This is a genomic window from Thalassospira indica, assembly GCF_003403095.1.
GTDB lineage: Bacteria > Pseudomonadota > Alphaproteobacteria > Rhodospirillales > Thalassospiraceae > Thalassospira > Thalassospira indica.
On sequence record NZ_CP031555.1, the window covers coordinates 4,232,419 to 4,258,331 of the forward strand.

26 protein-coding genes are annotated in these 25,913 nt (G+C 55.3%); 15 read left to right on the top strand and 11 right to left on the bottom strand.

Annotation, left to right across the window (positions count from 1 at the left end; genetic code table 11):
• Window positions 1–2: 2 nt before the first annotated feature.
• The 6 genes from trmD to leuB all read left to right on the top strand — a co-directional run bounded on the left by trmD (window position 3) and on the right by leuB (window position 5,092).
• Window positions 3–719, top strand: coding sequence for a tRNA (guanosine(37)-N1)-methyltransferase TrmD (gene trmD / locus DY252_RS19790; RefSeq protein WP_008889813.1), 717 nt, complete (start codon window positions 3–5; stop codon window positions 717–719).
• A gap of 3 nt (window positions 720–722) precedes the next feature.
• Entirely contained in the window at window positions 723–1,127 is a 405-nt protein-coding gene (gene rplS / locus DY252_RS19795) for a 50S ribosomal protein L19 (protein WP_008889812.1), read from the top strand.
• A 545-nt stretch (window positions 1,128–1,672) separates the two neighbouring features.
• The gene (gene leuC, locus DY252_RS19800) at window positions 1,673–3,079 is read left to right on the top strand and encodes a 3-isopropylmalate dehydratase large subunit (protein ID WP_064788858.1); all 1,407 of its coding nucleotides are present in this window, start codon (window positions 1,673–1,675) and stop codon (window positions 3,077–3,079) included.
• A 12-nt stretch (window positions 3,080–3,091) separates the two neighbouring features.
• Complete coding sequence (locus DY252_RS19805) at window positions 3,092–3,280, top strand: hypothetical protein (protein ID WP_008889810.1); 189 nt, start codon at window positions 3,092–3,094, stop codon at window positions 3,278–3,280.
• Window positions 3,281–3,284: 4 nt separating this feature from the next.
• On the top strand, window positions 3,285–3,896 hold the full coding sequence (gene leuD / locus DY252_RS19810) for a 3-isopropylmalate dehydratase small subunit (protein ID WP_064788754.1): 612 nt from the start codon (window positions 3,285–3,287) through the stop codon (window positions 3,894–3,896).
• 92 nt (window positions 3,897–3,988) lie between these two features.
• Entirely contained in the window at window positions 3,989–5,092 is a 1,104-nt protein-coding gene (gene leuB / locus DY252_RS19815; protein WP_064788753.1) for a 3-isopropylmalate dehydrogenase, read from the top strand.
• Between the two features lie 57 nt (window positions 5,093–5,149).
• On the opposite strand, the gene sigJ is transcribed toward leuB, so the two are convergent.
• The 4 genes from sigJ to DY252_RS19835 all read right to left on the bottom strand — a co-directional run bounded on the left by sigJ (window position 5,150) and on the right by DY252_RS19835 (window position 8,622).
• Complete coding sequence (gene sigJ, locus DY252_RS19820; RefSeq protein WP_064788752.1) at window positions 5,150–6,052, bottom strand: RNA polymerase sigma factor SigJ; 903 nt, start codon at window positions 6,050–6,052, stop codon at window positions 5,150–5,152.
• A gap of 103 nt (window positions 6,053–6,155) precedes the next feature.
• Entirely contained in the window at window positions 6,156–6,590 is a 435-nt protein-coding gene (locus DY252_RS19825; protein ID WP_082923459.1) for a carboxymuconolactone decarboxylase family protein, read from the bottom strand.
• 134 nt (window positions 6,591–6,724) lie between these two features.
• Window positions 6,725–7,141: a hypothetical protein gene (locus DY252_RS19830; RefSeq protein ID WP_064788751.1), complete on the bottom strand. Its 417-nt coding sequence runs from the start codon at window positions 7,139–7,141 to the stop codon at window positions 6,725–6,727.
• A gap of 257 nt (window positions 7,142–7,398) precedes the next feature.
• Window positions 7,399–8,622, bottom strand: coding sequence for an SAM-dependent methyltransferase (locus tag DY252_RS19835; protein ID WP_064788750.1), 1,224 nt, complete (start codon window positions 8,620–8,622; stop codon window positions 7,399–7,401).
• A gap of 449 nt (window positions 8,623–9,071) precedes the next feature.
• On the opposite strand from DY252_RS19835, the gene DY252_RS19840 reads away from it, so the two are divergent.
• The 7 genes from DY252_RS19840 to DY252_RS19870 all read left to right on the top strand — a co-directional run bounded on the left by DY252_RS19840 (window position 9,072) and on the right by DY252_RS19870 (window position 16,502).
• Window positions 9,072–10,094 (top strand): aspartate-semialdehyde dehydrogenase, encoded by a 1,023-nt coding sequence (locus tag DY252_RS19840; RefSeq protein WP_064788749.1) that lies wholly within the window; start codon window positions 9,072–9,074, stop codon window positions 10,092–10,094.
• A 189-nt stretch (window positions 10,095–10,283) separates the two neighbouring features.
• Window positions 10,284–11,234, top strand: coding sequence for a sugar-binding transcriptional regulator (locus tag DY252_RS19845; protein ID WP_063089203.1), 951 nt, complete (start codon window positions 10,284–10,286; stop codon window positions 11,232–11,234).
• Between the two features lie 198 nt (window positions 11,235–11,432).
• Window positions 11,433–12,743 carry an ABC transporter substrate-binding protein gene (locus DY252_RS19850; RefSeq protein WP_064788748.1) on the top strand — a complete coding sequence of 437 codons (1,311 nt, stop codon included), beginning with the start codon at window positions 11,433–11,435 and terminating at the stop codon, window positions 12,741–12,743.
• A 150-nt stretch (window positions 12,744–12,893) separates the two neighbouring features.
• Window positions 12,894–13,766 carry a carbohydrate ABC transporter permease gene (locus DY252_RS19855; RefSeq protein ID WP_064788747.1) on the top strand — a complete coding sequence of 291 codons (873 nt, stop codon included), beginning with the start codon at window positions 12,894–12,896 and terminating at the stop codon, window positions 13,764–13,766.
• A gap of 9 nt (window positions 13,767–13,775) precedes the next feature.
• Window positions 13,776–14,606, top strand: coding sequence for a carbohydrate ABC transporter permease (locus DY252_RS19860; protein WP_008889799.1), 831 nt, complete (start codon window positions 13,776–13,778; stop codon window positions 14,604–14,606).
• Between the two features lie 39 nt (window positions 14,607–14,645).
• Window positions 14,646–15,653 carry an ABC transporter ATP-binding protein gene (locus DY252_RS19865; protein WP_063089204.1) on the top strand — a complete coding sequence of 336 codons (1,008 nt, stop codon included), beginning with the start codon at window positions 14,646–14,648 and terminating at the stop codon, window positions 15,651–15,653.
• A 78-nt stretch (window positions 15,654–15,731) separates the two neighbouring features.
• Window positions 15,732–16,502 (top strand): SDR family NAD(P)-dependent oxidoreductase, encoded by a 771-nt coding sequence (locus DY252_RS19870; protein ID WP_064788746.1) that lies wholly within the window; start codon window positions 15,732–15,734, stop codon window positions 16,500–16,502.
• Window positions 16,503–16,598: 96 nt separating this feature from the next.
• Here DY252_RS19870 and DY252_RS19875 read toward each other — a convergent pair whose 3' ends face one another.
• A complete protein-coding gene (locus tag DY252_RS19875; RefSeq protein ID WP_064788856.1) occupies window positions 16,599–17,837 on the bottom strand; it encodes a winged helix-turn-helix domain-containing protein in 1,239 nt (412 codons plus the stop codon).
• A gap of 160 nt (window positions 17,838–17,997) precedes the next feature.
• Here DY252_RS19875 and DY252_RS19880 point away from each other — a divergent pair, with 160 nt between their 5' ends.
• A complete protein-coding gene (locus DY252_RS19880; protein WP_064788745.1) occupies window positions 17,998–19,920 on the top strand; it encodes an SLC13 family permease in 1,923 nt (640 codons plus the stop codon).
• A 17-nt stretch (window positions 19,921–19,937) separates the two neighbouring features.
• Here the strand turns inward: DY252_RS19880 and DY252_RS19885 are convergent, their stop codons facing one another.
• From DY252_RS19885 to DY252_RS19900, 4 genes are all read right to left on the bottom strand, one after another.
• A complete protein-coding gene (locus DY252_RS19885) occupies window positions 19,938–21,245 on the bottom strand; it encodes a hypothetical protein (protein WP_197482575.1) in 1,308 nt (435 codons plus the stop codon).
• 436 nt (window positions 21,246–21,681) lie between these two features.
• On the bottom strand, window positions 21,682–22,581 hold the full coding sequence (gene folD / locus DY252_RS19890) for a bifunctional methylenetetrahydrofolate dehydrogenase/methenyltetrahydrofolate cyclohydrolase FolD (RefSeq protein WP_064788743.1): 900 nt from the start codon (window positions 22,579–22,581) through the stop codon (window positions 21,682–21,684).
• A complete protein-coding gene (locus tag DY252_RS19895) occupies window positions 22,578–22,910 on the bottom strand; it encodes a DUF167 family protein (protein WP_064788742.1) in 333 nt (110 codons plus the stop codon). The genes folD and DY252_RS19895 overlap by 4 nt, the downstream gene beginning before the upstream one ends.
• Before the next feature lie 37 nt (window positions 22,911–22,947).
• Entirely contained in the window at window positions 22,948–23,244 is a 297-nt protein-coding gene (locus DY252_RS19900) for a YggT family protein (RefSeq protein WP_062955972.1), read from the bottom strand.
• A 289-nt stretch (window positions 23,245–23,533) separates the two neighbouring features.
• Between DY252_RS19900 and DY252_RS19905 the strand changes: the two genes are divergently transcribed.
• Window positions 23,534–24,118, top strand: coding sequence for a DNA-3-methyladenine glycosylase I (locus DY252_RS19905; protein ID WP_064788741.1), 585 nt, complete (start codon window positions 23,534–23,536; stop codon window positions 24,116–24,118).
• Here DY252_RS19905 and DY252_RS19910 read toward each other — a convergent pair.
• Both DY252_RS19910 and DY252_RS19915 read right to left on the bottom strand, forming a co-directional pair.
• A complete protein-coding gene (locus DY252_RS19910) occupies window positions 24,100–25,152 on the bottom strand; it encodes a LacI family DNA-binding transcriptional regulator (protein WP_064788740.1) in 1,053 nt (350 codons plus the stop codon). The two genes, DY252_RS19905 and DY252_RS19910, sit on opposite strands and share 19 nt — an antisense overlap.
• Window positions 25,153–25,257: 105 nt before the next feature.
• Window positions 25,258–25,869, bottom strand: coding sequence for an alpha-ketoglutarate-dependent dioxygenase AlkB family protein (locus DY252_RS19915; protein WP_064788739.1), 612 nt, complete (start codon window positions 25,867–25,869; stop codon window positions 25,258–25,260).
• Window positions 25,870–25,913: the final 44 nt, after the last annotated feature.

The window sequence follows — 25,913 nt, forward strand, 5'->3', positions numbered from 1 at the left end:
CGATGTCTGTGTGGCAGGCAAAAGTTGCAACCCTGTTTCCGGAAATGTTTCCGGGTGTGCTTGGTCAGTCTTTGGCTGGCAAGGCGCTTGAAAACGGGATCTGGTCGCTTGATGTCAAAGACATCCGCGATCATGCAACCGACCGCCACCGCACTGTAGACGACAATCCCTTCGGGGGCGGGGCCGGCATGGTCATGCGCCCGGATATTGTCGACGCCGCCCTGCGTGAATTGCGTGGCTCTGCACCGCAGTTGCCGCTGATTTATCTCAGCCCGCGGGGAAAAGTGCTGAACCAGAAACGCTGCCGCGAATTGGCAGCAGGCCCGGGTGCCATCCTGCTTTGCGGTCGTTACGAAGGTATCGACCAACGGGTTCTGGATGAACACGAGGCCGAGGAAATCAGCATCGGTGATTACATCCTCATGGGCGGCGAACTGCCGGCCATGGTCCTGATTGAATCGTGCATTCGCCTCATCGAGGGAACGGTCAATAAGACCGAGTCTGTCGACGAGGAAAGCTTTGAAACCGGGTTGCTTGAATATCCGCATTACACGCGCCCGGCCAACTGGAACGGGCGTGAAGTGCCGGAGATCTTGCTTTCCGGACATCATGCCAAGGTACAAGCCTGGCGGCATGCTCAGGCAGAAGAAATTACCCGCGCGCGACGCCCGGACCTTTGGGACCGGTACGTGGCAAACGGGAACATCAAAGAGGGTTAAACCATGACCAACATCATCCAGCAGCTCGAGAAAGAGCAGCTCGACAAAATCGTTGCGCAGCGCGAAGTTCCGGAATTCGATGCAGGTGATACCGTCCGTGTACACCTGAAAGTCGTTGAAGGTACCCGTGAGCGTATCCAGCAGTTCGAAGGCGTATGCATTGCGCGTAAGAACCGCGGCCTGAACTCTTCCTTCACCGTGCGTAAAATCGCATCGGGTGAAGGCGTTGAGCGTATCTTCCAGTCGTACTCCCCGGCCATCGACAAAATCGAAGTCGTTCGCCGCGGTGACGTACGTCGCGCGAAACTCTACTACCTTCGTGGTCGTACCGGTAAATCTGCACGTATCGCCGAGCAGACCACCGGCCACAAAGGCAAACTGACCGCCGAAGAACGCAAGAAGAAGTAATTCTTCGCTGTTTTCAGCATCAGAACAAAGATGGGCTCACCTTCGGGTGGGCCCGTTTTCGTTTCCGACCCTCGGTCGGGACGAGATCAGAAACCGCTTATTACACTCATTGGTTGCATTATAGCGAATCGCCGGATTTAACCTCAAAGAATGCAGTCCCGCAGAAAACCGACGATAAATTTATCAGCTTTCATTATATCAGATATCCCTTACCTATATCGTTAAACGCTGATTTTGCTACTCTTGGGTGCTGTAAAATGCCACACTCTATTTAAAAGTGTGCATCATCCAAAAACACGCGCCCGATACCTTGCGATTTGGAAGGCGGCGTGTATAAAGGCACTCCCGCGGCAAAAACGAACAAACCCGCGTGGTTCTGGATAATAAAATTTCGCAAACCGGATAAAGCCGGTTGCGCCGGAGAAACGCCGAGCCCCACCCGCCGTCAAAAGCAGGTATCGCAGCAATCTTCGTCCCATCCAGATCCGCACCCAGCGGCTTGATCGTTGCTGCTCAAAAGATCGATGTATTATGAGGAGGTCGAGATGGGTCAACCTAAAACCCTTTTTGACAAGATTTGGGAAAGCCATGTGGTCGACACGCAGGATGATGGTACCTGCCTGCTTTATATTGACCGTCATCTCGTCCACGAAGTGACCAGCCCGCAGGCCTTCGAAGGTCTGCGCAATTCGGGCCGCAAAGTGCGCCATCCGGAATTGACGCTCGCCGTGCCGGATCACAACGTTCCGACCTCTGACCGTTCCGAAGGCATCAAGGAAGAAGACAGCCGCATTCAGGTTGAAACCCTTGACCAGAACGCCAAGGACACCGGCATTCACTATTTCCCGATGAACGACCTCCGTCAGGGTATCGTGCACATCGTCGGCCCGGAAGAAGGTTTCACCCTTCCTGGCGTGACCATGGTTTGCGGTGACAGCCACACCTCGACCCACGGCGCATTTGGCGCGCTGGCATTTGGTATCGGTACGTCCGAAGTTGAACACGTTCTGGCCACCCAGACGCTGGTTCAGAAACCGGCCAAGAACATGCTGGTCAAGGTCGAAGGCGATCTGCATCCAGGTGTGACCGCCAAGGACATCACCCTTGCGATCATCGGTCGCATCGGCACTGCTGGCGGTACCGGCTATGTCATCGAATACGCTGGCTCGGCCATCCGTTCGCTGTCGGTTGAAGGCCGAATGACGGTCTGCAACATGTCGATCGAAGGCGGCGCACGCGCTGGCCTGATCGCCCCGGACGAGAAAACCTTTGAATATATCAAGGGCCGCCCGATGGCGCCGAAAGGTGCCGCGTTCGAGCAGGCTGTCGAATACTGGAAGACCCTGCCGTCTGACGAAGGCGCACATTACGACAAGATTGTCGAAATCGATGCCGCCGAAATCGTCCCGCAGGTTACCTGGGGCACCAGCCCGGAAGACGTCGTTCCGGTTACCGGCACCGTTCCGTTCCCGTCTGACGGCAAGGATGTCGGCAAGCAAAAGGCCATTGCCCGTTCGCTGGAATATATGGGTCTGACCGCGGGCACCCCGATCGAGGAAATCAAGATCGACCGCGTCTTTATCGGTTCTTGCACCAACGGTCGTATCGAAGACCTGCGTGCTGTTGCCGAAGTCGCCAAGGGCCGCAAGGTTGCAGAGACCGTCAATGCCATGATCGTTCCGGGCTCCGGCCTTGTGAAAGAACAGGCAGAGGCAGAAGGCCTGCATGAGATCTTCATCGAAGCAGGCTTTGACTGGCGCGAGCCGGGCTGCTCGATGTGTCTCGCGATGAACCCGGACCGTCTGGCCCCGGGCGAGCGTTGCGCTTCGACCTCGAACCGTAACTTCGAAGGTCGTCAGGGCCGTGGTGGTCGTACCCACCTCGTCAGCCCGGCCATGGCAGCTGCGGCTGCGATCACCGGTCATCTGACCGACATTCGCAAACTCGGTTAAGGAAGGTTACCCATGGCCGATCACACATTGATCAATTTCCGCGAAAGTGCCCCTCGTCTGGGCCGCGCACCGGTGCTTGAGCACCTCCTGCCGCAACTGACCGGCATCAACCTGCCGGACTTCGTGGCCCAGGAACTCGACGCGACCGAAGAATTGATCGAAGCACTCGGTCTGGCCTGGGAAACTGGAAGCAAGGGATAAGATAATGGAAAAATTCACCAAGCTCACCGGTGTTGCAGCACCGCTGCCGATGATCAATGTCGATACCGACATGATCATTCCCAAACAGTTCCTCAAAACCATCAAACGTTCGGGCCTTGGCAAGAACCTGTTTGATGAAATGCGTTACGACGACCAGGGGAACGAAATCCCGGATTTCGTTCTGAACAAGCCGGCCTATCGCAATGCCAAGATCCTCGTATCGGGTGACAATTTCGGCTGTGGCTCGTCGCGCGAACATGCACCCTGGTCGCTGCTTGATTTCGGTATTCGCTGCGTGATCGCACCAAGCTTTGCCGACATTTTCTATAACAACTGCTTTAAAAACGGCATCCTTCCGATCCGTCTGCCGCAGGAAGATGTCGACAAACTGATGGCCGATGCCGAACGCGGTGCCAATGCCACCGTCACCGTTGATCTTGAAAATCAGGAAATCACCGGTCCGGACGGCGGCTGCATCAAATTTGAAGTCGAAGAATTCCGCAAGCATTGCCTGCTGAATGGCCTCGACGATATCGGCCTGACCCTGCAGAAGGCCGATGCCATCAACGATTTCGAAGCCAAGCGCGCTGCATCGCAGCCCTGGCTGTCGCTGTAATTGCAAAAACGGGCGGCAAACATTGGTTTGCCGCCCGTTTTCTGATCGTTACGGGGTGAGCGGCCCCAAAAAAATATGGGAAGGAAGCATTTATGAGCACTACCAAAAAAGTACTGATGCTGCCGGGAGACGGAATTGGCCCGGAAGTCATGCGTCAGGTTCAGCGCGTCATGGACTGGATGGCGAAAAAGCGCAGTGTGAATTTCGAAATCACCGAAGGTCTGATCGGCGGCGCATCCATTGATGCCCATAAAAACCCGCTGACCGACGAAACGCTTGCGGATGCCATGGCAGCCGACGCTGTTTTGCTGGGTGCTGTTGGTGGTCCGAAATGGGACGACATGCCGTTCGACATCAAACCGGAACGTGGCCTTCTAAAAATCCGTAAGGAAATGGGCCTGTTTGCCAACCTGCGTCCGGCACTGGTGTTTGACGCCCTTGTCGGTGCATCGACGCTTAAAGAAGACGTCGTTAAGGGTCTTGATATCATGATCCTGCGCGAACTGACCGGTGGCATCTATTTCGGTCAGCCGCGCGGCATCGAAGAACGCGATGGTGTCCGTCACGGCTTTAACACGCTGGTCTATTCCGAGCCGGAAGTCGAACGCATCGCGCGCGTTGCCTTTGACATGGCAATGAAACGCGACAAGCGCCTGTGCTCTGTCGACAAGGCGAACGTTCTGGAATCCACCGTTCTGTGGCGCGAAGTTGTCGAACGTGTTGCCAAGGACTTCCCGGAAGTCGAACTGAGCCACATGTATGTCGATAACGCCGCCATGCAGCTGGTGCGTAACCCGAAACAGTTTGACGTGATGGTCACCACCAACATGTTTGGCGACATTCTTTCCGATTGTGCCGCCATGCTGACCGGATCGCTTGGCATGTTGCCGTCTGCATCCCTTGGTGCGGCCGATGCAAACGGCGCGCGCAAGGCGCTTTACGAGCCGGTACACGGCTCCGCCCCGGACATCGCCGGGCAGGACATCGCCAACCCACTGGCAACCATCCTGTCCTTCGCCATGATGCTGCGTTATTCGTTTGACATGGGCGACGATGCCACCCTGATCGAAGACGCCGTACAGAACGTCCTTAAGGGCGGCCTGCGTACTGCAGACATCATGCAGCCGGGCATGGCCAAGGTCTCGACCACGGTTATGGGTGAGTCGCTGATCAGCGAACTCGACAAGCTCGTCTGATCGTTTTAAGCGATCCCGATCTTAAAAAGGCCGGATATTGATCCGGCCTTTTTTGCATTAATGGGTGATCTCGACGGCATCGGCAAGAATGCCGGAAAACAGCGCCAGCTTGTCCGGGTTTCGATGAACAAACAGATCAACAATCTTCCCTTCACGTTCGGTCGCGCAGAGTGCGGTTGCCACAACGCCGTCTTCGGCCATAAGGATCCAGCATTGATCCTTGATCGTAACGCCAAAGATGCGTTCGCCCGGGCTGCGCTTGCCCCAGACACCAAGAAAGAACCGCGACACATGATCTGCGCCAAACAGCGGATTGGCGGTCGCCAGTGCCTTGCCACCACCATCGGAATGCAAAATCACATCAGGTGCCAGAAGATCTAGCAACCGGCCAACGTCACTCGTCCCGATGGCAGTGACAAACGCATCCAGACGATCCCGATCACACGCCGTTGCATTTGGTTCGGGCGTCGCATCGCGATCACTGTCACGCTGCATCTTGCGCCGGGCGCGGAACAGGATCTGACGGGTATTGTTCGGCGTGCGTTCGATCAGGGGGGCGATATCGTCATGCATCCAGTCAAAAACTTCATGCAGCACAAGTGCCACACGTTCCAACGGGGCAAGACGTTCAAGCATCAACATATAAGCCTGCCCAAGGCCGTCCTGTTCGATCAGCTGGGTTTCGGCTTTGGGTTGTTCGGGCGGCAACCACGGTTCTGGCAACCACTGACCCACATAGTTTTCACGCTGGCGGCGGGCTGATTTCAAAACATCGAGGCAGATATTGCTGCACACCCGGACAAGCCAGCCGGTGGCGTCATTGATCGTTTCATGATCCTGATTGCGCCACCGCAACCAGACGTCCTGAACCGCATCCTCGGCATCGGCGTGACTGCCCAGCATGCGATAAGCCAACGCGGTCAACCGTGCCCTGCGTTGTTCAAAAATCCGATCTGCCACAGATGTCCCACCAAACGCGTGAAGCGATACGGGGAAATCCCGTATCGCTGTGTGTCTCCGATTGTAAGGGGTTTTTACACCTCCGTCAGGAAGCTTGCGACGATCACGCAAATTCATGCTGCGCGATGCCCAACCGGTTCCATGCATTCATCGTCGCAATGATGCAGGTCAGCTCCGAAATCTCGGCTTCCTCGAAATGATCAAGAAGCACGCGATGGCATTTCGAAATCGTAACTTGGCATTCCGCCTGGGTCAGGCATTCGGCCCATGCCAGTGCCGCACGCTCTGCCGCGCTGAACCCTTCGGCACCCTGCCAAACCGGCAACATCGCAAGCTTGACCGGATCCCCGCCATGTTTGGCAAAGCTGTCAGAATGCATCCGAACGCAATAGGCACAGCCATTGATCTGCGACACCCGACACTCAATAAGGTCACGCAGCACCGGTGCAATCAGCGGGTTTTCGCCAAGCTTGGTGGCAAGGTCAAACTGGGCCTGAAACAGTTTCGGGCTGACTTCATGAAAGGCAAAACGGGTCATGGCAATTCTCCTTGGTGACACGAGGAATACATGGGGAAAAATCCCTTTCTGCCCACAAGGACGAAACACGAGCGGCCCGCGTTACACGACCCGCCCGCAAAATTCGAAATTTATGAAATCAGCAATCTGGGATTTCAGACAATGCCCGCATCCGCAAGCGCGCGGGCGACATTGTCATGCATCACCCATGTCCAGTCCTCACCATCGCTTTGCGTTCCCTGGGCAAGGGTGAATATCGCCGCCAGATAATCACTGACATCACTCTTGCACATCGGAAGGTCTGCTGCGGCCGCAATCTTGGCGGCAAGCCGACCATACTTCTTGTTCCCGATCCTGCATCCGAAATGCCCGACGGTCTCGGCCAGTTTCAGCCCGGTAATCTTGCGGTCCGGGGCTTTGGCGTGCGCACGCAGCATATCACGTTCGCAGCTCGACATTTCAATTTTGGCCAGGGCCCGGACATAGTCCTCTGGCCGTCCGATATGCGGGGCAAGTGCAGTGTCACCGCTGCTGGCGTGTGTCGCGTCATCCCGGTTGATCATTTCAAACATGTCGTTTCCTCCCGACAGAATGACCGGAAAATCGCATTTCAGTTTCGCTTTTCACATCTGTCGTGCCGGTCCATCACGCGATGTGGCTTGGTTTGAAGGCACGTTTTTGATCTTCTTTGTTTTGATTTTGATTTGCAGTCATGTGGTGCATTTCGCCGCAGCAGGGTCGCACGGCTCATTACTGAATATGGGAAGCTCTAAGCAGAAAACAAACAGGGCGGGAAACCAATGTTCCCCGCCCTCTATCACTGCGCCCCTCAGGCGTAGTCAAAACCCGGTTTGGTAAAGACGAACTGGCTAACCCGCATGCCACCGCCGCCCTCGGCATCATCAAAGGCATTGATGCATCCGGCCAGATAGAATTCCCACATGCGTTTGAATTCTTCGTCGTATTTTTCCGGGTCAAGTTCATCGGCGACTTTGCGGAACCGATCACGCCACGCAATCAGCGTCTGTGCATAATTGCGACCGGCATGGAAGTTTGAGGCCTCTACCGTCAGGTTGGCATGTTCGGCTGCCTCGATCACTTCGTGCACCGCCGGAATGTACCCACCGGGGAAGATATATTTATCAATCCATGGCGATGTAAACTCAGCCCGCGGCTTGATGATGGTATGGATCACAGCCCTCCCACCAGCCTTAAGCAGCTCACTGACCTTTTCGAAATAGGTTTTGAACTGATGACGACCGACATGTTCAAACATGCCGACCGATACCACGCGGTCATACTTCCCGGCGTTGGCATCAGCAAACAAGCGGTAATCCAGCAGGTGGTAATCAAGCCCCGCCTTCATATTACCGCCCATCTCGGAACGTTTTTCCTGCGCCCAGTTATATTGTTCGGTCGAAAGCGTGATGCCATGCACTTCCGCCCCGGTTTCACGGTGGATAAAGCGGCTTAACCCGCCCCAGCCACAACCGATATCGACCACGCGCAGGCCCGGCTCATTGATCTTGAGCCGCTGTGTGGTCAGGCTCATTTTCCGGTGCTGGGCTTCTTCAAGGGTCTGGGCCCCATCATCCCAGAAGGCACATGAATATTGCATCTCCGGATCAAGGAACCGGGTGTAAAGATCATTGCCGATATCATAGTGATGGCGCACGCGGTGCGACGCGGCCCGCACCGATGTAAACTGCCCGATCTGGAATTTCAGCGCCTGCAGCTTTTCAATAAAGCTGCCAAACCCGCTGGTCGAATGCCCGCCTTCGAAATTAAGACGCAGCACCTTGATCAGGTCCTCCATCTCGCAGTTCACAAGGTCGAACCCGCCATGCATGAAGGCCTCGCCAAAGCCCGGGTCCGGGCTCAGTGCCATTTTAAGTGTGTTGGTCCAATCCGGGACGGTCATACCCGCCCGCGGTTCTGATCCATCTCCCAGCACGATCTCGTGCTTGTCATCCACACGGAATACCAAAGTCCCGCGCGTGACATGTTCCCGAAAGAAATCGAGAACCTTTTTCTGTGTCCAATCCAAACTCATCGGGTACGTCATTGGCCGTCCTTTTTATAAAAGTCCGAATAGTGATCGCCCCATATGCAGCAATGCCGCATATCTGTATTGAACCCGTGATCAGGATCGTTTTGTCTGGCCGTCCGGAGGATCGTCAGGTGGTCACATCGGTGGCTTGGACGCCAACCAGGCAGAAATTCAGAAATCAACCTGGCAAGATGCAAAACGTTTCTGATTTCAGGTTCGCTACATGAACCCCTTCGGTAATTCTGCCAGATTTTTCTGCGATCTCAAGTAGTAATCATGATCACATTGGCAATGACATGCTTGCGCAATCGCCGAGAAACCCTTACATCTCGCCGCAGATTATCAGACATTACCCAAAGGCATGGTCGCTGCGTCATCCGTTGTCGCACGGGGTTTTCCCGTTCCGGTACCGTTGTGACCGCCATGCCGACAAGACTGAAAGAGGCACCCTGATGGGCTACAAAATCGCCGTTGTCGGCGCGACCGGAAATGTCGGGCGCGAGATGCTTAACACCCTTGCCGAACGCAACTTCCCGGCAGACGAAATCTTTGCACTGGCATCGTCGAAATCCATCGGGCGCACCGTCGGTTATGGCGAAGATGACGAGGTCAGTGTTCTTGATGCAGCAACCTTTGATTTCTCAAAGGCCGATATCGCCCTGTTCTCGGCCGGTGGTGAAACCGCCAAGAAACTGGCGCCCAAGGCTGCCGAAGCAGGCTGCGTTGTCATCGACAATTCCAGCTATTGGCGCATGGAACCGGGTGTTCCGCTGATCGTGCCCGAGGTAAATGGCGATGCGCTGGCCGGATACGCCAAAAAGAACATCATCGCCAACCCGAACTGCTCGACCATTCAGATGGTTCTGGCGCTTAAGCCGCTTCATGACATTGCAACCATCAAACGCATCGTTGTTGCGACCTATCAGTCGGTGTCGGGTGCCGGTCGTGCCGCCATGGACGAGCTGTTTAACCAGACCAAAGGCATCTATGTGAATGATCCGCCCAAGAAGGAGGAATTCACCAAACAGATCGCCTTTAACGTCATCCCGCATATCGACAATTTCATGGATGATGGCGCGACCCGCGAAGAATGGAAAATGTCGGTCGAGACTCGCAAAATTCTTGCACCGGAAATCGCAGTCCACGCCACCTGCGTGCGCGTCCCGGTCTTTGTCGGCCATGGCGAAGCGGTCAATATCGAGTTTGAAAAGCCGATCACGGTCGAAGAAGCCCGCAAGGCGATGAAAAACTTCCCCGGTGTTTCGGTTGTCGATTACCGTCAAGACGAAGGCTATGTCACCCCGCAGGAAGTCCAGGGCGAGGACAATGTCTTTGTCTCGCGCGTGCGCAAGGATCCGACGGTCGCAAACGGCCTGTCGCTGTGGTGTGTTGGCGACAACCTGCGCAAGGGTGCAGCCCTCAATGCGGTTCAGATTGCCGAGAAACTGGTCGCAGAATTCCTGCCGAAGAAATAAGCGATCCCTTGGATCCGCAACAGATTTCAAACAAAACCCGCCTGTCATGGGCGGGTTTTGTCGTTCCACATCCCGGCAAGATGCTGGTCAGCGGCAAAAAAAGGCGCTAGGGAAAAAGAAGACAAATTTTCAAAATCAAAAAATACCTGTTCGCCTTTTGGCAACGGATCAAAAAGTCCGGGGAATGAGATGGTCAAACGCACCCGCAAGGAAGCGGCCCGCCTCGATGAAGCAGCCCGCGCTGGCTGGCTTTATTACTGTGCTGGCAACACGCAAGATGAAATCGCCCAGAAGCTTGGCGTGTCACGCCCGACCGCACAGCGTCTGGTGTCTGCAGCTGTCAGCGAGGGGCTGGTAAAGGTTCGTCTTGATCATCCGATTGCGCGCTGCATGGAACTGGGCAAGGCGATCTGCGAAACCTATGGCATTGCCGGTTGCGATGTGGTGCCAACCGATCCGGCCGCACCCGATGCGATGTTTGGCATGGCGCAGGCGGCGGCAAACTATCTCGAACGTGCGCTGCATTCCACTGAGCCAAAAATCATCGCACTCGGTACCGGGCGCGCCATGCGCGCCATGGTCGATGAAATCGGGCGTATTGATGCCTATCATCACAAGATCGTATCCCTGGTCGGCACCATCGCCCATGACGGGGCGGCCAGTTTCTATGATGCGGTGACCGATCTTGCCGACCGCACCCGCGCGCCGCATTACCCGTTACCCATCCCGGTGATCATCGCCGATCCGCAGATGCGCGAACGCATGCAGCAACAGCCCCCGATGGACAATATCCTCAAACTCGCGCGCGAGGCAGACATCCGCTTTATCGGGGTCGGGCATCTGGGCGATGATGCCCCGCTGCATATTGACGGCTTTATCTCGAAAGACGAGCTGGTATCGCTACGCGAAAGTGGCGGCATCGGCGAAGTGATCAGTTGGTCGTTTGATCAGGACGGCAATATCCTCGATCACCCGGTCAATCACTGTGTCACCAGCGCGCCGGCTGTCCAGCCCGCGACCAACACCATTGCGGTCGCCAAGGGTGCGAAAAAGGTTGCCGCGATTCGCGGTGCTATGCGTGGCCAATTGATTTCAACGCTGATCACCGACGAAGCCACTGCGGAAAGTTTGCTGCGCTAGCACGCGGCATTTTTCACCCACACAGCAAATAGTTCTGCGCCCTGCCGCCCATGTCGGCAGGGCGTTTCGTTGTGCGCCGCAAAAACGATTTTGTTTGACAAGCAATAGCGAAATTGAGTGAATGCTCATTACCTGAACAAATGATCAATGTGGGCAACCGAAGTTGCTCAGCGGGTAAATAGTCCTTTGGGAGGAAATATGAAACGCGTAATGGGAGTAGCGCTTTGTGCGCTGCTGGCAGGCGGTGTTGCACACGCCAATGCCGAAACGAAACTGACCATCGCTACCGTCAACAACGGTGACATGATCCGCATGCAGAAGCTGACGGATGATTTCACCTCCAAGAATCCTGACATTTCCCTTGAGTGGGTCACGCTCGAGGAAAACACCCTGCGTCAGCGCGTTACCACTGACATCGCCACCAAAGGCGGCCAGTATGACGTCATGACCATTGGTACCTACGAAGTGCCGATCTGGGCTGAAAAAGGCTGGCTCGCACCACTTGATAATCTTGGTTCCGACTATGACGTCGATGACCTGATGCCTGCCATCCGCTCTGCCGTTTCCAACGATGATCAGCTTTATGCTGCACCGTTCTACGGCGAAAGCTCGATGATGATGTACCGCACCGACCTGTTCGAAGCTGCCGGTATCGAAATCAACGGCCGCCTGACCTGGGACCAGACCCTTGAAATCGCCAAGAAGCTCCACAAGCCTGACGAAGGTGTCTATGGCATCTGCCTGCGTGGCAAGGCCGGCTGGGGTGAAAACATGGCGCTGATCACCACCATGGGCAATGCCTTTGGTGCACGCCTGTTCGACGAGAACTGGAACCCGACCTTCGACAGTGCCGAGTGGAAAAATGCCCTCGACATGTACACCAACGTCCTTGGTAACTACGGTCCTCCCGGTGCGACCTCGAACGGCTTTAACGAAAACCTTTCGCTGTTCAACTCCGGCAAGTGCGGCATGTGGATTGACGCCACCGTTGCGGCATCCTTCGTGACCAACCCCAAAGAATCCAAAGTTGCAGACAAGGTCGGCTTCACCGAAGCACCGTGCGCTGTAACCTGCACCGGCGCCAACTGGCTCTGGGCATGGAACCTTGGCATTCCGATGGGTTCCCAGAAAGTAGAAGCAGCTCAGAAGTTCATCTCCTGGGCGACCTCGAAAGCCTATCTGGAACTGGTTGCCTCCAAAGAAGGTTGGGCAAACGTACCGCCGGGCACCCGTATGTCGCTTTATCAGAACCCGAAATATCTTGAAGCGGCACCGTTCGCAGACGAGACCCTTCTGGCAATCGATAGCGCAGACCCGATCAACTCGACCATGGAACCGAAGCCGTATGTTGGTGTTCAGTTCGCTGCAATCCCTGAATTCCAGGGTATCGGCACCACGGTCGGTCAGCAGTTCTCCGCAGCCCTTGCAGGTCAGATGAGTGTTGAAGAGGCCCTTTCGGCCGCACAGTCCAGCACTGATCGCACCATGCGCAAGGCTGGTTACTACTGATACACTACCCAGACCGGAACTCTTTGCCTGATTTGAGTTCCGGTCTGAACCTCCTTGACCTGAGAGAAACTTGGGTGGTGGTTGCAAAACACACCACCCTTTTTTTCCCTTAAAGTCACGGATCGAAACGACAATTTCGGGGAGCACATCATGTCGACACGGGCCTCGACCCTTACCGGGCGTATCATGTCCGCACCGTCGATCATCGTCCTGTTCTTGTGGATGGCCGTCCCGCTGGGCATGACGATTTACTTCTCCTTCCTGCGCTACAACCTGTTGTCGCCGGGAATGGAAGAGTGGATCGGTACACTTAATTACGAATTCTTCCTGACAGATCCGGCATTCTTCGCATCCCTTACCAATACCCTTTTGCTGGTCGGATCGGTTCTGGTCATCACGGTGGTGGGTGGCATCCTTCTGGGTCTGATGCTTGATCAGCCGATCTTCGGGCGCGGTATCTTGCGCCTGCTGGTGATCGCACCGTTCTTCATCATGCCGACCGTGAACGCGCTGGTCTGGAAAAACCTTTTGATGGATCCGGTGTCAGGCATGTTTGCCTGGATCGCCAGCCTGTTCGGGCTGCCCGCGATTGACTGGTTCACCAATGCACCGCTGACCTCGATCATCATCATGGTGTCCTGGCAATGGTTGCCCTTTGCCGTTTTGATCCTGCTGACTGCCCTGCAATCGCTTGACCGCGATCAAAAAGAAGCCGCCCAGATGGACGGTGCCGGTCCGGTCGCGATCTTCTTCTATATTACGCTTCCGCATCTTAGCCGTGCGATCACGGTGGTCGTTCTGATCGAAACCATCTTCCTGCTTACTGTCTTTGCCGAGATCTTTGTCACCACTGGGGGTGGCCCGGGTCTGGCAACGACCAACATCGCCTTCCTTGTCTATACTCAGGCGCTGTTGCAGTTCGATGTTGGTGGCGCATCTGCCGGCGGCATTGTCGCGGTCATTCTGGCCAATATCGTGGCGATCTTCCTGATCCGCCTCATCGGCAAGAACCTGGACAAATAGGGGCACGACATGGAAAGCAAACAAACACCCCTTGGCTATGTCAGCTTCTCGGTCTTCGCGTGGATCGTGGGTCTTCTGATCTTCTTCCCGATCTTCTGGATGGTGCTGACCAGCTTCAAGACAGAACTCGAAGCGGTGTCCATCCCGCCAAGCTTCATCTCGTTCGACTGGACGCTTGAAAACTATGCCGAGGTCCAGCAACGCTCGAACTATTTCAAGTTCGCCATGAACTCGGTGATCCTCGCGGTCGGCTCCACCCTGGTCGGTCTGGTCTTTGCCGTGACTTGCGCATGGGCAATGGCCTTTAACCCGACCAAGCGCACCAAAGATGCCCTTCTGTGGATGCTCTCGACCAAGATGATGCCGCCGGTCGGCGTTCTGGTCCCGATCTATCTGGTGTTCCGCGATTGGGGACTGCTCGATACCCGCTTTGGTCTGATCATGGTTCTGTTCTTGATGAACCTGCCGATCATGGTCTGGATGCTTTACACCTATTTCAAGGAAATCCCGACCGACATCCTCGAAGCGGCCCGCATGGATGGCGCAACCCTGCCCAAGGAAATCATCTTTGTGCTGTTGCCCATGGCGGTTCCCGGCATCGCATCGACCATGCTGCTCAACATCATTCTTGCATGGAACGAAGCCTTCTGGACGCTCAACCTGACAACGTCCGATGCAGCCCCGCTGACAGCTTTCATCGCCTCCTATTCAAGCCCCGAGGGCCTGTTCTGGGCAAAGCTTTCAGCCGCATCGACGCTCGCGGTTGCCCCAATTCTCGTGATTGGCTGGTTCTCTCAGAAACAGCTGGTTCGTGGTCTGACATTCGGCGCGGTCAAGTAACCGCAGCCTGATAGCAATCTGGAAAGAAGGAACACCAAAATGGGTGCTATCCGACTGGAAAAAGTCAAGAAAACCTTCGGCACACTCGATGTTATTCCCGGTGTCGATCTTGATATCAATGACGGTGAATTCGTGGTCTTCGTCGGTCCGTCGGGCTGTGGCAAATCAACGCTTCTGCGATTGATTGCAGGCCTTGAAGACGTCACCGATGGCAAAATCCTGATCAACGGAACCGATGTCGCCAACGAGGCCCCAGCCAAACGCGGCCTGTCCATGGTCTTTCAGTCCTATGCGCTTTATCCGCATATGACCGTCTATAACAACATTGCGTTTGGCCTGAAAATGGCTGGTGAAAGCAAGGAAGTTATCGAAGAGAAAGTCCAGTCTGCGGCCAAGATCCTGAACCTCACCGACTATCTTGAACGGCGCCCGGGCGCACTTTCGGGTGGTCAGCGTCAACGCGTTGCCATTGGCCGCGCGATTGTCCGTAACCCGGCGGCCTTCCTGTTTGACGAACCGCTTTCCAACCTTGATGCGGCGCTGCGTGTGAACATGCGGCTCGAAATCACCGGTCTGCATCAGGAACTGAAAACCACCATGATCTACGTGACCCACGATCAGGTCGAAGCCATGACCATGGCTGACAAGATCGTGGTCCTTCAGGCCGGCCGTGTTGAACAGGTCGGCAAGCCGATGGAACTGTACAACAACCCGACAAACAAGTTTGTCGCTGGCTTTATCGGCTCGCCAAAAATGAACTTCCTGGGCGGGGAGCTTGCCAAAAAATACGATTGCCACGAAATCGGCATTCGCCCGGAACACTTCGCGGTCAGCACCGAAAAGGGTGAAATCCCGGCAACCGTCAAGATCGCCGAACACCTTGGTGCCGAAACATATCTTCATGTCGAAGCCGACGGTCTCGGTCCGATGACGGTTCGTGCCACCGGGGAAATCCCGCTTGGCGAACATGACAAGATCTTCCTGACCCCGGAACAGGATCGCATCCATCGCTTTGATGCCCAAGGGCTGGCGCTGGCCAAATCCTGATACGTGCAAAAACCGGATCGCGATGTCCCACAAACATTGCGATCCCGTCTTACCAACCAAGCCACTTGTGAGTCCAAAATGTATCTGAAAAAGTTCGATCTTACGGGCCGTCGGGCCTATGTCACTGGCGGCGGTCGTGCCATTGGCCTGTCCTGCTGCGAAGCTCTGGCAGAGGCCGGCGCCCATGTCATCATCGGTGACATCAGCGAAGGTGTTGCCGAAGAAGGCCGCGATTACCTGAAATCCAAAGGTTATTCGGCCGATATCGACATCATGGATGTCACCAACACCGACCAGGTCCGTGCAAGTGCCGAAAAAATGGCGAAGCAGGGCGGCGTTGATATCCTGGTCAACAATGCCGGTATCGCGCGTTCGGAAACGCCGGCAGAAACCGTGACCGATGAACATTGGCTCAATGTCATTGACGTCAATCTGAACGGCACCTTCTGGTGCTGCCGTGAATTCGGCAAGCAGATGTTGGCCAAGAAAAACGGCGTCATCGTCAATGTCGGTTCCATGTCCGGCTTCATCGTGAATAAGCCGCAGGAACAGGCTTATTACAACGCCTCCAAGGCCGCTGTTCACCACCTGACCAAGTCACTTGCTGCCGAATGGGGCAACCGTGGCGTGCGCGTCAATGCGGTCGCACCGACCTATATCGCGACCCCGCTGAATGAATTCGTGAAATCCAAGCCGGAAATGTATGACGCCTGGATCAACGGCACCCCGATGGCCCGCCTTGGCGAGACCGAAGAAATCGGATCGGTTGTCCTGTTCCTTGCATCTGATGCTTCCAGCCTGATGACCGGATCCATCGTTCTGGCAGATGGGGGTTACACCTGCTGGTAAGGCCAGGTGCAACAATATGACCACATTGTCCTGAAGCTTTTGTGGTCAGCCAGTTCGACGGATAGACGGGGCGCGGATGTGGGACCTGCGCCCCGTTTACCTTATGGGTACACTGGCAAGATACTTTGAAAAGTCATTGGCGGGCATCACCTCGACCCCGTTCAGTCCCAGAAATTCCGAAAGCCGCGCAAGGTTTTCCATAAGCGGCCCGGCAACATCACCGGCCTTGGCGTGGTTTTCCAGATGCGCGCTTTGCACGCGCAGAATTCCGGCCTGCCGATCTGATTTCAAATCCACCCGGGCAACAAATTCGCCATTTAACATGAATGGCAAAACGTAATAGCCGTATTGCCGTTTCTCGGCCGGGACATAAATCTCGATCCGATAATTAAAACCAAATATCCGCTCCACCCGATCACGTTCCCACATCACCGGATCAAATGGTACCATCAGACAGGTCGGCTTGGCCCGCCCGCGCGGATTGACCTTCGGGCACAGATAGCCCGGCTGTTTCCAGCCTTCGACATCGGCCCGCAACAACCGACCCTCTTCAACCAGTCGCGCCAGACAGGCCTTGGTTTCATCGGTTGGAAGACGGAAATATTTGCGCAGATCAATCTCGGCGGCCACCCCCATGGCGGCAATCCCCTGACAGATCAGGTCACACATCGCATCCTGTCGATCCCGGTCGGGTTCGTGTGCTGCGTCGCCGATAATCCGGTGCGGTAAATCATATTCGCGCTCAAAACTGCTGCGGCGTTTGCGCGCCATCACCTGCCCGCTCCAGAACAGATACTCCATCGCGGTTTTGGTGTTTGACCATCCCCACCATTTTGCGCTGCTGCGCCCCTCGGTCTCAAGCTCGCTTGCCGCAACCGCGCCTGCCTGATCGATATGGCGCAGGATGTTATCGATCAGATCAGGTTGCTCACGCTGAACCCGCGCAATTCGTCCCCACGTCCCCATGCCCCGCTCGGCATCACGCATCCGCCAGCGATACAGATGGTAATCCTCAACCGGGATCATTGATGCTTCATGGCCCCAATATTCAAACAGCTTGCGCTGGCGCGCCGTTCCCCAGACCATTTCATCAAGCATCTTCGGGTCATAAACGCCCAACCGTGAAAAGATCGGCATGTAATGCGCCCGTGTCAGCACATTGACACTGTCGACCTGCAACATATTGGTCGCGCGGATGGTTTTCAAAATCTGGCGCTTGGTCACATCCCGGTCCGGGTTGGGTGCAAACCCTTGCCCGACAAGGGCCAGGTTACGTGCCTGTTTGGTCGAAATCGACACGGTGGGGGACGGGATGGTGGCACTGTCAATCGGCATCAAAACACACATAAATTCTAAATGGAAACAGGATGATACTACCATATACTCCTGACAATTCCGTCAGGACGATTTCACCGATCAGTGACGTCACATGCTTGACCGGATTTGCCTGCACTCATAGGCTCACGACACCAACGACAAAAACAGGACAGCCCGAATGGCCACCCCGCAGATCATGATTCTGGCCGTACTGCTTGGCACTGTTGTGCTGTTCCTGTGGGGACGCTGGCGTCATGACATGGTCGCCATGGCATCCCTTCTGGTCTGTGTGGTTTTGGGGCTGGTCCCGACCGGTGAAGCCTTTATCGGCTTTGGCCATCCCGCCGTGATCACGGTTGCCTGTATCCTGATCCTGTCATCCGCCCTGCAAAGGTCAGGTGCGGTCGATACGCTGTCGCGCACCGTTCTGCCGCAATCGGCGGGCCCGTTTGTCACCATGGCAGCCTTGAGTTTGCTCGCCGCCATCCTGTCGGCCTTTATGAACAATGTCGGGGCACTCGCCCTTTTGATGCCGATTGCCCTTCAGATTGCCAACAAACAGGACCTGCCACCGGGCAAAATCCTGATGCCGCTGGCCTTTGGGTCGATCCTTGGTGGCATGACGACGCTTATCGGCACGCCCCCAAACCTGATCGTTTCGGGCTTTCGGGTGGAGGTAAACGGGGCAGGCTTTTCGATGTTTGATTACAGCCCGGTCGGCGTTGCCATAGCCCTTGCCGGACTGCTGTTTGTCATTCTGTTGGGCCGCTTTCTGGTGCCAACCCGCCAACGCGCCGGGGCCGAAGGGTTCGAGACCGGATCCTATCTGACCGAAGCCCGTATTACCGAGGGCAGCAAGGCCATCGGCATGTTCATGCGCGAAATAAATGACGAGCTTGAAAAGTCAGACGCGCAGGTGATCGGCCTGATCCGCAATGAGCGCCGCATTCCGGCACCAAGCCCCTATCGCGAACTGCAACAGGATGACATCCTTCTGATCGAAGCCGAACCCGAAGGACTGGCAAGTGCCCTGTCCGGCCTTGAACTGACCCTTGAAGCCGAACTGCGCAGTGAAGAAGCCAACGCCGAACAAAAGGAAGAAGCCAAGGAACAGGTCCGCGCCCAAAAGGCGCAAAAAGCAGCCGAAAAATCCGGTGACGCACCAAAGGCTGACGCCGAAAAGGATGACGCCTCCAAGTCGGATAAAAAGGACTCTGATGCAAAGAAAAGAGCCCTTCAGTCCGACGATATCTCCCTGATCGAAGTCGTGGTCCTGCCGAACGCCTCCTTCATCGGGCGATCTGCGGCTGATATCCGCATTCGCAGCCGCTATGGCATCAACTTGCTGGCCCTGTCCCGCCAGGGACAACGTTCCATGTCACGCTTGCGGACCATGAAAATGCAGGCCGGGGACGTGCTGTTGATGCAAGGAACGCCTGCGGCCATTCACGAATTCGGCAATCGCCTGGGCTGCGCGCCGCTCGCCGAACGGTCGCTCAACCTTGGCGACAAGACACAGGCCTTCAAGGCCACCGCCATCATGGCCGTTGCCATTGCGCTTGCAGCCTTTGGCATCCTGCCTGCCGCCATTTCGTTCGCACTTGGCGTGCTTGCCAGTTTGCTGGTGGGTGTGGTCTCGCCGCGAACACTTTATGATGCGGTCGACTGGCCGGTGGTTGTGTTGCTGGCCGCCCTGATCCCGGTCGCCAACGCCATGGAAAGTACAGGCAGTGCCGATATGATTGCGCGCTTCCTGCTCGATACCGTCGCACAGGGAAGCGGGCCAGTTGCCCTTGCCCTGATCCTTATTGTCACCATGACGCTCTCGGATTTCATGAACAATGCCGCAACCGCCGCCGTCATGTGCCCGATTGCGATTGGCAGTGCCGCCCAACTCGATGCCAGCTCCGACCCGTTCCTGATGGCGGTTGCGATTGGCGCCTCCTGCGCCTTCCTGACCCCCATCGGCCATCAAAACAACACCCTGATCCTCGGCCCCGGCGGCTTCCGCTTCAGCGACTACTGGCGCCTCGGCCTGCCGATCGAGATCATCGTTGTCGCGGTTGGTGTGCCTATGTTGCTGTGGGTTTGGCCGTTGTAAAGTGTCAACATAGAGGCTCAAGAGCTACTTTTCTTCGTGACAACAGCTTCACCTTCCCCGACATACTTCATCAACATTGTAAATGAACTAAGCACGGCATCGTCAGGCGTCACCGACTTCAAGTGACCGTCATCGAAGTAGTGATGAGTCGCACCCAGAAGTGCTTCAAATGGCAGAGGGTGCTTAGCATTTGGATTATGGAACACTTGGATTTCTTGCGTCCAATACTCCTCATACTCATCCCCCTGAACATCGAAAGAAAAGGCCTCTCCCATTTCTGCGTTGGCTTCGGGGTTGTATTTCAACCCAACTCGGAAATAACCATAGCCATCCGCTCCGAAACCGGCGGCCGCACCCATTCGATCGAATTTCGAGATAGTGCCTGCGTTTGAGAAAATGATAGCAGAAACATTTTCCGCTTCGGGCAGGTCAAAGAAACCTGATGGTACTACTTTACCTTTATATTGGTGGCTATCGATCGATTGAGTATCAATTATCAATTGATCACCCTCAAATCGCCATGTAACACGCGCACCATAAAGATATTGCCACAGCGCAGACTGAGTATAGGTCATTGAGCCAAGTTCGTTGTTATCAGCCGATTTGTGGAAATCAGCAATGGCGATAACAAATGGCTTACCCTTGCTCTCTTCTCTCTCCCAGTACCGCTGACCTGAGGCATTCACCTTGTTCAGTTTCCCAGTAAGTGCGCTGCCGAATTTCATCGGCATATAGTCTCTGAGGAACCGCTCTCTATCTTCGGGTGATTTAGGATTGGGGTGCTCCTGAAGAACACCATTTTGTGATGGAGCGGCGGTCGTCGCTTCGACCGTGAAATCGATGCCCGGACCGCAGCAACGAAAGTCAGGTGCATCAAGCTGTTCAACATCGAGAAAGAACTCTCTAAATGCCGCCCACAAAAACAGCTCCCAAAGTCGTTGGTCAAATCCGTTTGTCTGGAACTCTCGCACAAAATGAGGGTCCTTAGGTGCAAGCCACAATGCAAGCTCTGAAATCACCTTACGTGCAGGCAAGCGCCCGGGCTCATCTTTTAGCTGCTTATAGTAGGGATGTAGCTCTTCGTCTTTTAAGTCCGCAGCAACGTCAAAAGGATCAAGCGGGCTATTTGTTTCATCGCCCTGCTGGCCGAATTCTTCGACAGATCCGTTCTCTAGAACTTTAGCCATTGCGACCCATAGCTGCCGTTCAGCGTAATCCTGTGTTCGAAAATCAGTCATCAAAGAAGCACAGCGGAAACGACCGACCCTATCCCGCGCCAAAATCATCCAAAAAAAATCATTGTCAATTGTATCACGAGCTACCATTCCGAGCAGATCTTCACCATCGGATGACCACCAAGACAACTCCTCACACATGTAAGCAGAGCTCGATAGGCGAGTACCCATAGTATATAGATTAAAGCGAGCACGCTTAATCTGCCGCACAAATGTCCTAGCTCTTTCTTCCAGACTCTTCCTACGTTTTGCCTCACCCAACTGACAACGCCTCATATAAACGGAAAATCAAACGGCAAAGTGACACGGGATAAATTTTATTGCCGGATACAATCATTACATAACACTGGCGTTTTTGTAACAGTATCGGCCCCCCGTTAACGCAATACTACAAATACTAGCTGCCCGAACAAGGTCACCATCAGCTTCATCCCGACGCAAATACTTTTGTCGCACTGTCAGTTCAACTTGATAACAAAAAGGGCAGCCAATGGCTGCCCTCCGCATTTCGATATGGTCGTGCGGCTTAGCTATCAAACCCAAGGTTCGGCACATCAAGGCCATTGGCGCGGCAGGCCGAAATCAGCGTGTTGTTCAGAAGACACGCGATGGTCATCGGGCCGACACCGCCCGGAACCGGGGTGATGGCACCGGCCACCTTGGAGGCGGTCTCAAATTCGACATCGCCGACCAGCTTCATTTTGCCTTCAGCACCTTCAACGCGGTTGATGCCAACATCAATCACGGTGGCACCCGGGGCGATCCAGTCACCCTTGATCATGTTCGGGCGACCGACGGCGGCAACCACGATATCGGCACGACGGACTTCCTCAGGCAGGTCGCGGGTACGCGAATGCGCGATGGTGACCGTGCAGCTTTCCTTCAGCAGAAGCTGCGCCATCGGCTTGCCAACGATGTTCGAACGGCCAACCACGACCGCACGTTTGCCCGACAGATCCCCAAGGGTATCCTTGAGCAACATCAGGCAGCCATAAGGTGTGCAGGGTGCGAAACCTTCGCCGCCTGTTGCCAGTGCACCGGCATTCACAACGTGGAAGCCATCCACATCCTTGGCCGGGTCGATGGCGGCCAGAATGGCCTGCTCGTTGATGTGCTTGGGCACCGGAAGCTGACACAGGATGCCATGGACATTTTCATCGGCATTCAGCTTGGCGATCAGGGCCAGAAGGTCTTCCTCGCTGGTTTCCGCCGGGAGCTTGTGCTCATAGGAATTCATGCCGCATTCAAGGGTCTGTTTGCCCTTGTTGCGGACATAGACCTGACTGGCGGGGTCTTCGCCGACCAGAATGACGGCCAGACCCGGTGTTACGCCATGTTCGGATTTAAGCTTTGATACTTCGGCCGTGATGTCGGTGCGCAGGTTGGCTGCGAATGCCTTGCCGTCGATGATTTTCGCGTCACTCATATGTCTGTCCGCCCCGTGAGTTGGGATATTTTCGCCATCAGCTCTTCGGGATTTCCGTCGATCAGCAGCGTTTTGGTGCGATCAGTTTGCCCGGAAACAATCCTGACCGACGATTTAGGACATTTGGCTGCTTTTGCCAAAAGTTTTATCAGCGCCTGATTGGCCTTGCCGTTTTCCGGTACCGCCGTCACAGAAACTTTTAACTGCTGCTTTCCGTTGGCATCGACCATGACATCACCAATCGCGTTACGTGATGCCTTTGGCGTCAACCGAACGAACAGTCGAACCCCTGATGGCTCGGACCGTAACACGGGCGCGTGATCAGACATTGTCTAAATGAGACAATTTAATAGGTGAAATGAGACATCAATAGCCGACAAGCGCCATCCGGACGTCGGTCTGGATCAGCATGTTGGCAAATTGCAGGATCAGGATCAGGATGATCGGCGAGATATCAATACCGCCAAGGTCGGGCATGATCCGCCGGATCGGGCGCAATGCCGGTTCGGTGACACGATAGAGGAAATCACCGACCATATAGACGAACCGGTTGTTGGTATTGATCACGTTGAACGCCACAAGCCATGACAGGATTGCAGATGCAATCAGCATGAAAATGTAGATACCCACCACAGTGTCAATCAGCCAGAAAATCGCCAGCATCGCCGCTCCTTACAATCGCCGGGCACATGGACGTTTTGGGCCCGGAAAGATGTTTGCACGCAGCAAAACCTAGTCGGCAATGGCCGCCAACGCAAGCACACAGCGTTGATTTTGGTTCAATTCGCCCGAAGTTTTCATCGCGTTGTGATCATGCTCACCAAAGGTGCTGAAAACTCGGCCCACGAACGCCCTGCCAGAAATTGTCAGGAGATGTCAGTCCCGCCCCGATTACGCCTTGTATAGAGGCATGCTTCAACGCCAGAATGCCGGTATTCAAGGAGGAACAATCATGCCAAACACCGATCACTCGCGCTGTGGCTGGGCCCTGACCCATGCCGACAAACCGTTCTATGTCGACTATCACGACAGCGAATGGGGTGTTCCGGTGCATGATGACTGGCATTTCTTTGAAATGCTGATCCTTGAGGGCGCGCAAGCCGGCTTGAGCTGGCTGACCATCCTGGCCCGACGCGACACCTATCGCGCGGCTTACGATAATTTCGATGTCGCCAAGGTCGCGGCTTACGACACGACCAAGCAAGAAGCCCTTCTGGCCGATCCGGGGATTATTCGAAATAAATTAAAAGTCGCGGCGTCTATTCAAAATGCGCAAACATTCCTCAACATCCAGAAAGAGTTCGGAAGCTTTGATTCCTACATCTGGTCATTTGTTGGCGGAAAGCCGGTAATCAATCACTGGAAAAGCATGTCAGACGTGCCAATCTCGACCGAACTCAGCGACAAGATTTCCAAGGATCTGAAAAAACGCGGCATGAAGTTTGTCGGCACCACGATCATCTATTCCTTCCTGCAGGCCACCGGTATCGTGATGGATCACACCACCGATTGTTATCGCTACGCCGAGCTTTCCTGACTAGACCCACGCAGCAGCAAGCTGGTCTCGAGCATGATGGTTTTGCCCGGCTCGCCGGAAAGGGCCATTTCAGCCGCCAACCGGCCCTTTTCAACGGAATCCTGATGCATGGTGGTGAGTGGCGGGTCGGTGCGTTCGCCGGCTTGAATGCCATCAAAGCCAATGACTTTGAGGTCGCCCGGCATTTTGCGGCCAATGGCACGTGCGGCATCAATGGCGCCGATGGCAATGACATCCGACATGGCGAGAATACCGTCGATCTCTGGATGGTCCGCGAGGAGCTCGGTCGTCATTTTGGCACTGTGACCGGACTGGTTGTCACATTCGATATGGACAACATCGCTTGCAGCAATCCCGGCAGCCTCAAGGGCCGTGTGGTAGCCCGCCAAACGTTCGCGGACCACCCGGTGGCTGGCAGCCCCCAGACGGTTGGGACTCATCGGGCCAAAATGGTCATGTTCGGTTGCCTGCAGCGACAGGATGGCGAATTTCGACGCACCGCAATCCAGCAAATGCTGCGCAGCATTTTTGGCGGCTGCAAAGTCATCAAGCACCACCGTGCCCGCCGCACCGGCAATGTCGGTATCGATGCTGATCAGCGGCTGATTGCGGCGCTGGATGGCTTTGATGATGTCGTTATTGTCGGAATAGCAATGCACCAGAAAGGCATCGACCGCGGCATTATTGACCGCCGTAATCGCCTGTTCGGGATTTTCCGCCGAGATGATCATGACATTCACACCATGATGCGCGCATTCGCGCCCGATCCCGCGCAGCAATTCAATCGCCACCGGATCGCTAAAGGCATATTCCAGATTATCCGGGAAAACGACACCGAGTGCCCCGGCCTTGCCGGTGCGCAGCATGCGCGCCATGACATGCGGGCCACGATAACCCAGTTCGCGCGCGGCATCAAAGATGCGTTCGCGGACTTCCGGGCGGACCAGATCGGGCTTACCAAACGCGTTGGAGGCCGTGCCCTGCGAAACCCCGGCCGCCTTGGCGACATCAAGAAGTTTTACGCGTTTTGCCATGCCTGCCTGACCCCCGAAACCGTCATTACCCGTTTGAATTGGCGACACTATAGCCAGAAGCAGGTACCCACGGCCAGAAGACATTACCCGAGGGAAGGCAACATCCTATCGGTTTTCCGGGCGGGTATTGCGGAAGGTCAGATTGATGCGCGGACCGACCTGACGCGCCGTTTTGGGCAATTGATGCAGCCAGCAATGCTGGGTCGCACCCGACATGATCAGCGCTGAGTTATGGGGCAGATCAACACTGATGCGATCCCCCGTCTTCTTGTGGCGGAAATGAAAACGGCGTTCCTGCCCGAAGGTCAGGCTGGCAATCACCGGGTTTTCGCCCAAAACTTCCTCGTCATCGGCATGCCAGGAAACACTGTCCCGCCCATCACGGTACTGGTTGAGCAAGACGGTGTTGAACGCAGCACCCGCCAAATCTTCGGCCAGTGTGCGCAACGGCGCAACGATCGAGGGAAACGGGCTTGCCGGGTGATAGACACCGCTATAGCGATAAGCGACCTCGCCATACCAGGCGGTCAGGCGCGGAACCGGGATTTCCTTGCCATGGATTTTGGCTGTTTCCTGTTGCCAGACGATGTTGCTTTGAAGTCGGGCAAAGGTCTTGTCGGCTTCATCATCAGCCATGATGTCACGCAGCAACAGCACTTCGCCGTCAAAGGGCAAAAGGTTGCGTGGTGGTTCATTGGCAAACAGATCGCCGGTCATGATTTTCCCCGGAATGCAGATTGCCAAAGACCTAGGATGAAAGA